Source organism: Cytobacillus sp. BC1816 (assembly GCF_051353635.1).
GTDB classification, from domain to species: domain Bacteria; phylum Bacillota; class Bacilli; order Bacillales; family Cytobacillaceae; genus Cytobacillus; species Cytobacillus oceanisediminis_C.
Window position 1 is genome coordinate 3,037,746 of record NZ_CP195611.1, and the last position, 12,940, is coordinate 3,050,685.

Below are 12,940 nucleotides of genomic sequence, written 5' to 3' on the forward strand. Positions count from 1 at the left end.
CTAAATTAGTCCGATTGTTTAATTTTAAGCGAGAGATCTAATAAGCTCCCATCTAACCATTTGATTTGCACCTTTATTTTTATAGACACGCAAGCAGGCTTCGTTGATAGGTTTTGATGCTTTCCATTTAGTCGAAGAGCTACTAACGCAACCGTTACAGATTATTGTTGGTAACGTACAAGGTGCATTCGGTTCCTATAAAGATGGTCATGAACTTTATAATAGAGCAGCTTCCGATAAAAAGGATTTGTTTATTGTTGAAGGTGCATCTCACTATGATTTATACCACCAACCAGAACCAGTTAGTCAGGCTGTTAAAAAACTAGAAGCTTTCTATAAAGAAAACCTTTAAATATAAGGTCATTTTAAAATTTAGATGTGTGGTATAAATTAAAACAGAAGATTGTTATCATTAATTATTCAGCCGTTTTCCTAGTAAGTTAGGAAAACGGTTTTTTAATTGGCTTGAAACTGCCTTAGTTTTATAAATCCATTATGACACCTGGCCCAAATTACAAATTGTTACTTAAAATAGATTTCTATGTACTATAGAGTAAAACTGAGATTTCCTGTAAATTTAGCTTTTTTAGAAATTAAAGTTTCGCAAATAAAAGTTATTTCATAAAATAAGCGTTAATCCCCTCTTGGATCAACGCCATGTTAAATAATATATTTGCAGCAATTCTTGCCTTATGTTAAATTTCGTTATTTGACCTCGTTCAAATGCTCTTCCAGACGATTCCAAGTATCTGTAATACCTTGCAGCATACCCATTTCCATTACGGACTGAAGCGCCTCTGCGGATACATATTCTCCACGGTTAATTAATTTTGTTTTGCCGTCCACATCCACAAATTCCAGAGTCACTTCAGTAGAAGGCATTTCCTCGTTAATAGTCCCTTCAGCATCGGAAAAATAGTCCGTATAGCTGATGCTCTCCGGTTCGCTAATTTCCTTGTATATCCCCTTGCCCCAAGATTCCATGCCATAGAATTGGCCCTGATTCCGATCAACACACTTCATGCAATAATGCCATACTCCGCCAGGTCTGAAGTCAACACTGCAAACTGGGAGCTCCCAGCCTCTCGGGCCCCACCAATGTTTCAGGTGTTCCGGCTCTTTAAACATTTTAAAGACAAGCTCGCGCGGTGCATCGAATACGCGCTCCAATACAAGCACTCGTTCATCTTCAACTCTTGAAAGCATTGCATTATTTGACATTGTTACTCCTCCATTAGAAGCTGTATTTGTAAAGCCGTCTGTAGCTCAAGGGACAGATCTTGTTTAGCCTTCGTCTATTTTTCTTCCATCAATTCAAAGGTTTTTTGCCCTGCAATACATTAAGGTAATCATCCAATCTATCCATCCTGCCTTCCCATAATCGACGATAGGAATCAAGCCACCTATCCAGTTCTTGAAACGGTTCAGGCCTGATTTTATAAATCCGGCGGTTGGCGATCGGCTGAACCTCCACGAGGCCAGCGTCACAAAGAACGCGAAGATGCTTGGAGGTTTGAGGCTGGTTTAAATCAAGCTTTTTTGCAATATCCCCCACCGGAAGTGCTCCTTCCAGCAGCAGGTCAATGATATCCAGGCGGTTGGGCTCAGCCAGGGCACTGAAAATTTGCCCGTTCATGTTGAATCATCTCCCAGTGTAATTGTGTTCTCTTTTTCTATTTCTATTGTCGATCCCACCCCCGCTTCCTTAGTTTAACTTTCCTTAATAACAATATACATCATAAGGAATATTCCTGTAAAGGAATATTATAAATAATTTGAAAAATAGGCTACATTGACCCTTTAGGGCCCTCTTCATCAGTCAAAGAAGGAATATAGTCTTGAATATTTCTTCCTCGAATAGTATTAATAGATGTCATTTTAAACGAATTCATGTATTACCTGGAAAATTAGGAGGGATTTTTTCTGAAAGCAATCGTGTATCGAAAATACGGTTCGCCAGATAATCTTAAATTGACATATCTAGATAAACCAGTTCCAAAGGATCATGAGGTACTTGTAAAGGTTCACGCAGCATCTGTGAATTATGGGAATCTTCTCCTCTTAAAAGGAAAACCATACCTGGCACGCTTTGTTTACGGTCTTCTAAAACCAAAACACACGATACCAGGAGGTGACATAGCCGGTCAGGTGGAAGCAGTCGGCAAAAAAGTCACGCAGTTTCAGCCAGGCGATAATGTGTTCGGAGATCTCTCAGGCTTCGGGTGGGGCGGTTATGCTGAATTTGTATCTGTCCCTGAAAAGGCCCTGGCATTAAAACCAGCCAATATTTCCTTCGGGGAGGCGGCCGCAGTGCCCATGGCGGGAGTCACGGCACTCCAGGCCTTAAGAGATAAAGGAAATATTCAGGCAGGCCAGAAGGTCTTGATTTATGGGGCCTCAGGCGGTGTAGGAACTTTCGCCGTACAAATTGCCAAATCATTTGGTGCTGAAGTTACCGGCGTATGCAGTACAAGAAATTTAGACATTTTGCGTACTCTCGGAGCGGACCATGCCATCGATTATCAAAAGGAGGATTTCACCAAAAGGACAGAGAAGTATGACCTGATTCTGGCTGTTAACGGGTATCAGCCGATTTCAGTTTATAAGCGGGCTTTAAGGCCTGATGGAACTTATGTGCTTGCCGGTGGTTCAGGAGCACAATTTACACAGGCAATGGTCATGGGCCCGTGGATTTCTTTAACCGGAAACAAAAAAATGAGCAGCATGCTGCAGAGGCAAAATCAAAAAGACCTGTTTTTTATGAGCGAACTTCTTGAAACCGGCAAAGTAAAGCCGGTCATTGATCGATTGTTTAAATTTAGTGAAGTGGACAAAGCTTTCAGATACTTTGAAGAAGGGCACGCTCAAGGAAAAGTAATCATTACAATTGCAGAAGCTTCCTAGAGGTTAAGATTCTTTGTGTGTTCAGTGTGGGGGAGGAGAAGGAGAAGGTTAAACCGAAATAGGCAGTCATCTCCCCCAAAATGAAAGACATGGGCTGCATGGGTTTTAGCTTTTATCAGCATTCTTCTTTTATTTATGGATCATCTTAGATCCGCCCCTTCCCCAGTAACTGACTCCGGTTCAATGCCCACACCCATTGGAAGCGGGTCCCAGATTAAAAGGATGGCGGAGTCACAGAGAAAAGGATAGCAGCTTTTCCATCAAAATTATTTTCCCACTTATGCTTCATATAAGCTGGTATTTTGACACTGTCACCAGCTTCTAATATGTATTCAGCTTCATCCAGGTACACCTTGATTTTTCCTTCCAATACATAAGCAACCTCTTCCCCTTTATGCTCCAAAAGCTTCTCCGATGAGGAGGTCGCCGGAGGGATATTCATGATTGCAGTTGACAGTGTCCCTGTAAAATCAGGCGATAATAATTCATAGGATATATTTTCAACAACCATATTTTTACGTTCATTGAATCGTACAACTAAATCTTCTGTATTCGTCTCTTCGAGTAAAAAGCTAAAGGTAGGAACATCAAGGGCCTTTGCTAAAACCTTCAAGGTCTGAATCGAAGGATTCGCGATCCCCCGTTCAATCTGGCTTAACATGGAAGGAGTAATGTCAGCTATTCTGGCTAATTCTCTGCTGCTATAGCCCTTCTCCTTCCTGAATTTCTCCACTTTTTTGCCTATATCTATATTTTCCATAACCCCGCCCCTTAATTTTTTTTAATATTTAACAAAATATGATCATCATGTGTTAAATTATATTTAACGTTTGTTAAATTGTATTTTAACACATCAGCAAGGAGTGAAGAAAATGAATGATTTCTTTACGTTTTTGGTTCTTTCTTTGTTTGTGGTCATGAGTCCAGGAATCGATACTGCCCTTATTACAAAAAGGACGATTGCAGACGGAAGAGCAGATGGCTATAAAATGGGACTTGGGATTACAGCCGGTTCTTTAGTGCATACCCTTGCGGCTGCTTTCGGCCTATCAGCCATCTTAATGCAGTCTGCTGCTGCATTCGAAATCATAAAATATGCCGGGGCTGTCTATTTGATATATCTCGGGTTATCTTCGTTCATCTCGATGAAAAAGAAGAAAGATGCTGGTATAGAACCTGAGGTTAAATCCAATATGAAAAAGTCTGCTTTTAAACAAGGACTGCTTTCGAACGTGCTGAATCCAAAGGTTGCGATGTTCTTCTTAACCTTTCTGCCGCAATTTGTGAAGACAGGCGAAAACGCAACACAGCAGCTGATCATCATGGGAATTATATACACACTGCTGAGCATCTCCTGGTTTTTCATCTATGTCTTTTTCATTAATTATATGCGGGAATGGCTAATGTCCCCGAAAGTTCAAAGGGTTATGGATAAAGCAACAGGCCTTGTGCTAATTGGATTTGGATTAAAGCTCGCCTTGGATAAACAGCATTAGATTGTAAAAAAACATTGGATAACCCCAATGTTTTTTTTACTCCCACGTTAAGCCAGTATTCAATTTAGAGAGGAAAAGGTAATGGTGAAAGAGCAGCAATGCTTCGGCAATCAATGATAAATTCCCTTTCTGCCGGAACTGCTCCTGGCTGCTGGGAGAAAGTAAAAATTGCGCAGCACGTCTCTTCTTTAAATCGGACAAAAGAAAACTCTGTAGGCTGAGGGTTTTAACCAGGACCTAAAGCTAAAATTCCGCAGTTCCTTTCAGCATAAGCAAAAACTCCTGACCCTTCCGCGCATTCCTGAGAATGCTGCAGGCACATCCCTCACAAGCTGATGGCAGCAGTTCACACCACCAGCATTTTCCTAAACCAAGCATACTATCACCTCCTTTAGAACCATCATATTTCTGAAAATTCATTTGGACAGACCATTCTCCCGATGTTATAAAAATGAATACATTGCCCACCTGAAACTGTATTACAAAAGGAGCTTTTCCCTGCACAACTAACGGCTTATCCTAGCAGTGCCAGATAAAAAACTGAAAAGAAGCAGTTGATTATTGTCACGTCCATACTGTATGATACATAGTATAAACCATATAGTGTATGACATATAGTATATCAAGCGAGGTGAGTAAATGAGTACGCTGCTGAATTCGTTAACAACAGAACTTCGGAGAGGAACACTGACGCTGGCTGTTCTAAGCCAGCTGCGGACACCGCAATATGGGTATTCGCTAGTTCAATTATTGGAGGACTCCGGCATAAATATTGATCAGAGCACGTTATATCCATTGCTGCGGCGTCTGGAAAAACAGGAGCTAGTGACAAGCAGCTGGGATCATACCGAAAGCCGGCCGCGCAAGTATTATGTTTTGAGCGAACTGGGGCTGGAGACCTTTCTGCAGTTAAAAGAGGAATGGATCAAGAATTCAAAACAGCTGTTCGGGCTGTTGAAAGGGGATGAGGAAGATGAATTTAATTGAGGTATATATACAGGAAGTGACCCGGAGGCTGCCTGAAAAGAGCCGTGCGGATATCGCTCTCGAGCTGAAGTCAACGATTGGGGATATGCTTCCGGATGATTACACTGAGGAGGATGTTAAGGAGGTCCTCGGTAAACTCGGAAGCCCTGCCGCTTTAGCGGCCGGATACCGGGACCAGCCGATGCATCTCATTGGACCGCGCTATTTTGATGTTTATGTGTCTCTATTAAAAATGATCCTGCCGATTGCCGCAGCGATTGCATTGATTTCCGTTGCTGCCGAGTTCATTTTCGATTTTAACCGCGATGATACCATCATTAATGCGGTGCTCGGTTTCATGGGCTATGGAATCTGGAGACTGATTGAAGTGGCGGTCCAGGTATTCTTCTGGCTGACGATTGTGTTCGCCGTTATTGAGCGGATGGATAAAGGAAAAGAGCAGCACCCGTTGTCTCCAAGCTTAAAACCGTGGACTCCGGAAGACTTGAAAAGCATCACCTATATTCCGAAGAAGAAAGCCATTTCCAAGTTCGAGGTTTTCGGAAGCTTGATGTGGACTGCCATTTGGGCAACCCTTTACTTTTATGCAGACCGGCTAATGGGAATCTATAGAGGCGGCGGTGAAGGACTGGAGTTCCAGATTGCCGCAGTTAACCAGGAGGTTCTGCTCGGGTACTGGCCAATTGTTGTGGTCATCATTGCGCTCGAAGTGGGGTTGGCACTCTACAAATTAATCATTGGCCAATGGACCAAAAGAATGGCGATCTTCAACACCATCCTTGAACTGTTCGCCACCATCGTGTTCATCTTCATCCTGCTGAATCCGAATTTGCTCCAGCCTAAATTCACAGCCTACATGAGCGATTTATTCTCGATTTCAGCCGCTCAATTTAAAAACTGGCTGCTTGGCGGCATTATGATTGTATTTATCTTTTATGCTGGAATGAGTATCTTTGATGGGATACGCAAATCAAGAATTCAATAATGTGAAGTTTAAAATCATAAAGCCTGTTCTCAAAAAATAGAGAACAGGCTTTATTGAATAGATTATAGAATTTTAACATTATCAGAAGAATATAAGTCTGGCTGGCTGCTAATCTCGGTAAAGTGATCAGGTGCCACTCTTGCTTTGATTTTCATGGCAATGATATAAACAACTGCTGAAGCAATTATGGACTGGACAGCTGGGAGGCCAAAAGAATGTACATATTGAGTATAATAGCCAACAAAAGTTCCTGCTGCTAATGCAATGGTCGCCATCCAATTCCATCCTTTATTATCGGTCCATTGCTGTTTTCTGATAAAAAAGAAATCTGCCATCATAACACCGCCAATGGCTGGATAAATTAAAGCAGTCATATAAAGAAAATCCATAAAATAATCCAGTATACCTGCTAAAGCAACGACAATGGAAATGATCGTACCAGCCAAAGTCAGCAAGGCTCTCCCTTTATTAGAGTTAACATTCAGCATATTAGCCAATGCCAGGCCCATACTATAGTTATTTACTAATTGACTGGTCCAAGTGGCTAACCATAAGATGAGGAATCCCCATACCGGAAATCCTAAGTTCATCATGACATTTACAATATCCGCATCGCCAACCCCTATGGACATGATGGCGCCTACATAGAATAGCGGGAAACCAACAGCGATTATACCCAAGGGTATTAGTACATTGTCTTTTACAGATGGCTTTGCATAGCGTGTATAATCTGAAGCAATAACCCATTGTGAAACGTTTATGCCAATAACTAAACTGACGGCAGCAAGAAAAGTCATTTGTGGTTCAGGGTTCCAGGATGCTATCTTTTCCCAGCCAATATTTTTTAAAGCATAGAAAATACCGCCTGCAATTAATAATAATCCAGCTGGGACAGCTAAATAATCTGTCCACTTCATGGATGAGTATCCAATAATGGATGGAAGGGCAAATAGAAGGCCGGCAATGATAGTTACAATAGCCCAAAGGAACCACTCAGTCTGATAATCTATTCCAAACATCGCTGCTATGGCATTTCCTGCCACAGCTGTCTGGAGTGCCCACCACCCCATTGAAACGATAAATATAGTCAATCCTACAATAAATCGTGCCTGATTGGACCCAAAACTTGTTCTGGCAATCACTGACGATGAGCGGCCAGTTTTTGCACCGATGTATCCTGCAAGGGCATTACCGATCCATTGGAAAATAAACAAAGCTGCTGCCAAGATCCAGAACAACTTCCCGAGACCAAAGCTTGCTGTCAATGTTGCACCTACCATTAAAACTGGAATTGTAAATTCAAGTCCCCCAAAAATTATGGCAGGTGATATCCAGTGCTGCCTTTCATTTATTGGCACAGAAGCAAGAGCTTCATCTTTTCCTCCGGTTTTCCTTAAAGACACATCCTCCATCCCTGTCCAGCTCCTTTTTATTTTATATCGGAATATTCTGTAAAATTTTCTTATAATAAAGACCTTGCCCATGCAAGGCCTTTATTATGAAAATGTTAACCAACCAAAACCCACACAATTTCACAATCCTCATCACTGTCATTGTAGGCAATATGTTCTTGCCCTGCAGGGATAAAGGTTGCATCTCCGCTTGAAACCCGATAGGTTCTTCCCTTCGTTTCGGTGACAATTGAACCTTTTACTATAATCGAATATTCATTTTCTTTGTGATTCGAAACTCCTGTTAAAGGGACTCTCTTTCCTGGAGGAATGACAACCGTTCCAACTTTCAAATCTCCAGCTAATGCTTTTTGTGAGAATACAGTTTTAAGAGGAACTGCGGCATTCGAATCAATCTGGATATCTTCTATATTTAATACATCCACTTTATTCACCTCTCCTCTGACGTTCTTCTGTTAAACCTTCGACAGCATATGTTTTCTCATTTACTTTTACCCCAAAGTCAGCTTCTGCCTGCGCCACAGTGATATAGCCATTTTTCACATCTTTGGCTACCATTTCTGCAGGACGCTTGTAAGACTCTCCGTATCCGCCGCCTGTGGCAGTGACTAATTTTACGACATCACCTTTATTCAGCGGGTACCTAGGATAGATCCCAAATGGACCATCGACTTCACCATTTGCTTTTTCAATATAAACTTGGTTAGCTGAACCTTCCTTGCCCTCATTCATTCCCCATGGAACAAACTTATTCCGTCCAAAAGTTACGGAAACCATTTGGTTGTCAGTCAGGGCTTTATAAGAGCGAATAACACCTGAACCGCCAATAAACTCTCCTGCTCCGGCTCCATCCGTATGCAAGCTGTACTCATCAACCATAATTCCATACCTTGTTTCAGCCACTTCAACTGGGACATTATATGTTTCCCCATCACCAATGCAGAATTGCCCTCTCGCACCATCCTGGCCTTCAGATGCACCCCAGCCGCCAACTGAAGGTTCAACAATTAAAAAGGGTTCATCTGTATCCTGATGCAATCCTGATAAGACGACCGAACAAACAGATAAAAGGTGACCGGCATTAAGCCTATGTGGAATTACAGGAGCAAGAGCCTTCCAGATCAAATCAGCTCCTGCAAGCATGCTCTCCCAATAGATTGAAACAGGAGCTGGCCTTTCTGCTGAAAGAACTGAACCTTTATCCGTAATAACCTCCAATGGGCGAAACACTCCATCGTTCGCATCTTGCGATGGGTTCGTAATGGCAAGGAAAATCGTTCTAACTGCCGAGACAAGTGCAGTATAAGAACAGTTAACAGGTCCCGGAACCTGAGGATGGCTGCCCCTGAAATCAGCAACGAATTTTTCATCGGAGATGGTTACTTTGACTTTGATTTGAAAAGGGCCATTTCCAAAGCCATCATCATCAATAAATCCTTCTGCATGAAAAGTACCCTTTGGAAGCTTGGTTAATTCCTGACGCGCAAGCTGTTCTCCGTGGTCAAGCAGATAATCAACTGATGATAAAAATAATTGCTTCCCGTGCTTTTCGCATAATTCCTTAACCCGTTTTTCACCTGTTTTAAGGGCTGCAACCTGAGCCCACATATCTCCCAGCGACAATTCCGGGAATCGGACATTCGCTTCGATGATATCGACAATAGCCTGATTGATTTCGCCTTCATTGAAGAGCTTTACACTTGGAAACTGCAAGCCTTCCTGAAATATATCTGTAGCATCGTTGCTGAAGGAACCTGGATCTTTTCCTCCCACCTCAGTCCAATGGGCCTTATTGGCAGAGAAAGCAACAATTTCTCCTTTATAAAATATCGGCATCACCAGTCCAACATCAGAAAGATGGGAACCGCCGCCGCCATATGAATCATTAATGATGATAATATCGCCCTCTTTTAGCTTTCCATCCCCGAATTTCTTAAGTGTTTGCTTTACCATATCTGAAAGCATCCCAATAAATCCTGTAACACCATTCCCTTGAGTCAAAAGCTGCCCTTTCGCATCCGTAAGACCGCTCGCATAATCCAGGACTTCATAAATAATGGGGCTCATTGATGTTTTGGCAAGGGCAATAAACATCTCATCTCCGATGGCAACTAGTGAATCTTTCACAATCTCAAGTGTAAATGGATCTACTTTACTGCGAACAATTTGCGTCATTTATTCCACCCCTGTTTCAATGATTAGATTTCCGTATTCATCTACAGTCAAGGACTGACCTGGATAAATAACCGTAGAAGCAGACTGTTCCTCTACAATGGCTGGCCCGGAAATTTCCATGCCCTCACCAAATAAACTGCGGTGATATACCTTTGTTTCAACCCAGCCCTCCTCTTCAAAATAGACCGGCCGTGTTTCTTTGTATGCTTCTTGTATATTGCTGCTTCTAGAACTAATTTTTTTCAACTGAGGTTTTAGTACCTTCCCAAAAGCTGTTAAATGCAGATTAACAATTTCTGCTGGTGTACCTTCAAGCTTAAAAGTATAGTGCTGTTCATGAAGATCGCCAAAGCGCTTTACCACTTCTTTAAGGGTTTCATCAGACCATTCCCCGTTCGGAACAGGAACCTTTACAGTATGCTCCTGCCCAAGATATCGAATATCTGCAAATCTCGCAAATAAGACCTTTTCCTCCGAAACGCCCTCTTCCTGATATTGTTTAAGTGCTTGTGTTTCAATTGAATTCCATTCTTTATTCAGCTCAGCAGGATCGAGTTCATTTATTCTTCTGATATATGTCTGGATGTAGTCATGCCTTAAGTCAGTCATGAGCATTCCCCATGCAGAAAACACGGAAGAGGCTACTGGAACAATCACTTTTTTCACACCCAGCTCTTTAGCCAATGCAGGTGCATGCATAGATCCTCCGCCGCCAAAAGCGACCAATGAAAATTCACGGGGATTATGTCCTTTTCTTACTGATATAAGCTTTAACGCATTCAGCATATTGGAGTTTGCAATTCGAATAATCCCTAATGCAGCTTCTTCAACCGTCATTTCAAAATGATCGGCAACTTTCTCTTTAATGGCAGACTTTACTTTATCTAAATCTACTTCATAATCGAAGTTTTTCGGAGAAAGCCTTCCCGTTACAAGGTTCGCATCAGTAGTTGTTGGTTCTGTACCTCCTTGTCCATATGCCACTGGACCAGGTAATGCGCCTGCAGATTGAGGACCAACCTTTAAAGAACCCGCACCATCTATCCATGCGATTGAACCTCCTCCATTGCCAATTTCAACGATATCAACAACTGGCACTTTTATTGGATAACCAGCACTTCGTTCATTTTTTTCGATAAAATAATCAGTTGAAACCTTTACTTCTCCCTGATTAATCAATGAACATTTTGCAGTAGTTCCGCCAATATCAAAAGCAATAATATTTTTTTCATTCAAGATCTCACCAAGTACTGCCGCACCATAAATCCCCGCAACAGGTCCGGACTCTACCATATTAATAGGGGTTTGTTTTGCACTATTAAAGGTTGTTGTTCCGCCGTTTGACTGCATTATGTAATTCTGGCTTTCAGTCTTGTTTTCTACTAATTTATTATGCAGACGGTTTACATAGGTAGCAGCAATCGGCTTAACATATGAATTAAGAACCGTGGTACTTGTCCGCTCATATTCCCGCCATTCCTTTGTCACTTCATATGATGCTGTAACGGCTGCTTCAGGCCATAGCTTTTTTATTAATTCCACAGTCTCAATTTCATGTACTGGATTAACATAAGAGTGTAAATAAGCGACAGCAATAGCTTCTACTTTTTGTTCCTTGAAATAGTTAATAACAGACGTTAACTGTTCCTTGTTTAACGGAGCAAGCACCTCACCTTTATAATTCAAGCGCTCCTCTACTTCCTGGCGTAAATAGCGCTCGACAAAAGGCACCGGCTTTTCGTATCGGACATTAAAAAGATCCGGGCGATTTCCTCTGGCAATTTCAAGCACATCACGGAAACCTTTGGTTGTAATTAAACCTGTCTTGACCCCTTTACGTTCAGTAAGTGCATTGATAATTACCGTGGTACCATGGATAAAAGTCTTGATGGCTGTCTGATCGATTTCACTTTTCTCAATAACATCGATCACTCCCTTTTCAAAATGGGGAGGTGTGGTATGGCTTTTAGCAACCCCAATTTCACCTTCATCATTCACATAAACCAGGTCAGTGAAAGTCCCGCCAATATCTGTAGCTACACGCATGATACTCCACCTTTCATAAAATGAGATATTTATTATCAGCCAATTAAAAAATAACTGGCGTTAAAACACAGAGTAATCTTGATTCTTCATTAATAGGATTTTCCATCGTGTGCGGGTAAGCGGATGGAAAGTGAATGGAATCACCTTCCCTGACAACATATTCCTTCCCATCTACATGAAAAATAACAAATCCCTTTAATACGTAATAATATTCCTCACCCGGATGTCCAAATTGCTGTATCTGTTTTTGGTTAGGGGCTAATGTAACCAAGAGAGGTTCAAGGCTTCTGCCTGGAAATTCACCATTTACTCGAACATAAGTAAATTCCGATCCCTTGATATTAAACGGCTTGTGCTCACTTGCCTTCACCATAAAATTCTGATTTGGTTTCTCATCTTCGAAAAACTCAGAAATTTTAACATTTAATGCATCCGCTATTTTTTTTAAAGAGGTAATAGCTAATGAAGTTGCCCCTCTCTCCACTTGAGAAAGAAAGCTGATTGACAAATCAGTACGTTCACTTAATTCTTTTAAGGTATAGCCATGCTGAAGTCTTAAATCTTTTATTTTCTTATAAATTTCTTCCATAATGAACTCCTTTGAAGCAGAACTGAAAAAATACAGTATGAGTGTAATTAAGTTTTAGTAATACTGTAATTAAAAAGTATAATATCATAAAATATTTAAAATTAAAAGAAAATTTAAAATAAAATGATGGAGCCTGATTTTTTTTCGGAAAAGTTAAAACATAAATTAACTCTGATGTTTATAATCCTGACTTTGCTTCTTAGCTCATTATTTAAACTATTCCCTATCCCCTTCATTCTTTGGCAAATATGCACACGTTTATTGTAATAATGTTAAATTTTATTGTTGCCGATCGAGTTGACAATATAAAGAGGGATATTGCTTCTTAAGGAAAGCACCCTGGAAT

General features: G+C 41.2%; 12 protein-coding genes and 1 pseudogene. 5 read left to right on the forward strand and 8 right to left on the reverse strand.

What is annotated here, in order from left to right:
* Positions 1 to 100 precede the first annotated feature (100 nt).
* Positions 101 to 352, forward strand: a pseudogene (locus ACR42H_RS15495) (alpha/beta hydrolase); the annotation flags it as partial.
* 353 nt (positions 353 to 705) lie between these two features.
* Here ACR42H_RS15495 and ACR42H_RS15500 read toward each other — a convergent pair.
* Both ACR42H_RS15500 and ACR42H_RS15505 read right to left on the reverse strand, forming a co-directional pair.
* On the reverse strand, positions 706 to 1,221 hold the full coding sequence (locus ACR42H_RS15500) for an SRPBCC domain-containing protein (RefSeq protein WP_113885189.1): 516 nt from the start codon (positions 1,219 to 1,221) through the stop codon (positions 706 to 708).
* Between the two features lie 88 nt (positions 1,222 to 1,309).
* Positions 1,310 to 1,636 carry an ArsR/SmtB family transcription factor gene (locus ACR42H_RS15505; protein WP_035329701.1) on the reverse strand — a complete coding sequence of 109 codons (327 nt, stop codon included), beginning with the start codon at positions 1,634 to 1,636 and terminating at the stop codon, positions 1,310 to 1,312.
* A gap of 299 nt (positions 1,637 to 1,935) precedes the next feature.
* Between ACR42H_RS15505 and ACR42H_RS15510 the strand changes: the two genes are divergently transcribed.
* Positions 1,936 to 2,904 (forward strand): NAD(P)-dependent alcohol dehydrogenase, encoded by a 969-nt coding sequence (locus ACR42H_RS15510; RefSeq protein ID WP_436371652.1) that lies wholly within the window; start codon positions 1,936 to 1,938, stop codon positions 2,902 to 2,904.
* A 214-nt stretch (positions 2,905 to 3,118) separates the two neighbouring features.
* Here the strand turns inward: ACR42H_RS15510 and ACR42H_RS15515 are convergent, their stop codons facing one another.
* Positions 3,119 to 3,664: a helix-turn-helix domain-containing protein gene (locus ACR42H_RS15515; RefSeq protein ID WP_436371654.1), complete on the reverse strand. Its 546-nt coding sequence runs from the start codon at positions 3,662 to 3,664 to the stop codon at positions 3,119 to 3,121.
* Positions 3,665 to 3,776: 112 nt separating this feature from the next.
* On the opposite strand from ACR42H_RS15515, the gene ACR42H_RS15520 reads away from it, so the two are divergent.
* From ACR42H_RS15520 to ACR42H_RS15530, 3 genes are all read left to right on the forward strand, one after another.
* A complete protein-coding gene (locus tag ACR42H_RS15520; protein WP_436371656.1) occupies positions 3,777 to 4,400 on the forward strand; it encodes a LysE family translocator in 624 nt (207 codons plus the stop codon).
* A 639-nt stretch (positions 4,401 to 5,039) separates the two neighbouring features.
* Complete coding sequence (locus tag ACR42H_RS15525) at positions 5,040 to 5,387, forward strand: PadR family transcriptional regulator (protein ID WP_113885182.1); 348 nt, start codon at positions 5,040 to 5,042, stop codon at positions 5,385 to 5,387.
* On the forward strand, positions 5,374 to 6,372 hold the full coding sequence (locus ACR42H_RS15530) for an HAAS signaling domain-containing protein (protein WP_436371658.1): 999 nt from the start codon (positions 5,374 to 5,376) through the stop codon (positions 6,370 to 6,372). The genes ACR42H_RS15525 and ACR42H_RS15530 overlap by 14 nt, the downstream gene beginning before the upstream one ends.
* Before the next feature lie 62 nt (positions 6,373 to 6,434).
* Here the strand turns inward: ACR42H_RS15530 and ACR42H_RS15535 are convergent, their stop codons facing one another.
* The 5 genes from ACR42H_RS15535 to ACR42H_RS15555 form a co-directional block, all read right to left on the reverse strand.
* Complete coding sequence (locus ACR42H_RS15535; RefSeq protein WP_113885180.1) at positions 6,435 to 7,784, reverse strand: purine-cytosine permease family protein; 1,350 nt, start codon at positions 7,782 to 7,784, stop codon at positions 6,435 to 6,437.
* Positions 7,785 to 7,879: 95 nt separating this feature from the next.
* Entirely contained in the window at positions 7,880 to 8,209 is a 330-nt protein-coding gene (locus ACR42H_RS15540) for a cupin domain-containing protein (protein ID WP_282139635.1), read from the reverse strand.
* A gap of 1 nt (position 8,210) precedes the next feature.
* Entirely contained in the window at positions 8,211 to 9,959 is a 1,749-nt protein-coding gene (locus ACR42H_RS15545; RefSeq protein WP_436371660.1) for a hydantoinase B/oxoprolinase family protein, read from the reverse strand.
* Positions 9,960 to 12,005: a hydantoinase/oxoprolinase family protein gene (locus ACR42H_RS15550; protein ID WP_113885177.1), complete on the reverse strand. Its 2,046-nt coding sequence runs from the start codon at positions 12,003 to 12,005 to the stop codon at positions 9,960 to 9,962.
* A 43-nt stretch (positions 12,006 to 12,048) separates the two neighbouring features.
* Positions 12,049 to 12,594, reverse strand: coding sequence for a helix-turn-helix domain-containing protein (locus tag ACR42H_RS15555; RefSeq protein WP_113885176.1), 546 nt, complete (start codon positions 12,592 to 12,594; stop codon positions 12,049 to 12,051).
* Positions 12,595 to 12,940 lie beyond the last annotated feature (346 nt).

Excerpts from the sequence above, each read along its gene's own strand:
- ACR42H_RS15500 (WP_113885189.1), bottom strand. The coding sequence starts at position 1,221 with ATGTCAAATAATGCAATGCTTTCAAGAGTTGAAGATGAACGAGTGCTT.
- ACR42H_RS15505 (WP_035329701.1), bottom strand. The coding sequence starts at position 1,636 with ATGAACGGGCAAATTTTCAGTGCCCTGGCTGAGCCCAACCGCCTGGAT.
- ACR42H_RS15515 (WP_436371654.1), bottom strand. The coding sequence starts at position 3,664 with ATGGAAAATATAGATATAGGCAAAAAAGTGGAGAAATTCAGGAAGGAG.
- ACR42H_RS15520 (WP_436371656.1), top strand. The coding sequence starts at position 3,777 with ATGAATGATTTCTTTACGTTTTTGGTTCTTTCTTTGTTTGTGGTCATG.
- ACR42H_RS15525 (WP_113885182.1), top strand. The coding sequence starts at position 5,040 with ATGAGTACGCTGCTGAATTCGTTAACAACAGAACTTCGGAGAGGAACA.
- ACR42H_RS15530 (WP_436371658.1), top strand. The coding sequence starts at position 5,374 with ATGAATTTAATTGAGGTATATATACAGGAAGTGACCCGGAGGCTGCCT.
- ACR42H_RS15535 (WP_113885180.1), bottom strand. The coding sequence starts at position 7,784 with ATGGAGGATGTGTCTTTAAGGAAAACCGGAGGAAAAGATGAAGCTCTT.
- ACR42H_RS15545 (WP_436371660.1), bottom strand. The coding sequence starts at position 9,959 with ATGACGCAAATTGTTCGCAGTAAAGTAGATCCATTTACACTTGAGATT.
- ACR42H_RS15550 (WP_113885177.1), bottom strand. The coding sequence starts at position 12,005 with ATGCGTGTAGCTACAGATATTGGCGGGACTTTCACTGACCTGGTTTAT.
- ACR42H_RS15555 (WP_113885176.1), bottom strand. The coding sequence starts at position 12,594 with ATGGAAGAAATTTATAAGAAAATAAAAGATTTAAGACTTCAGCATGGC.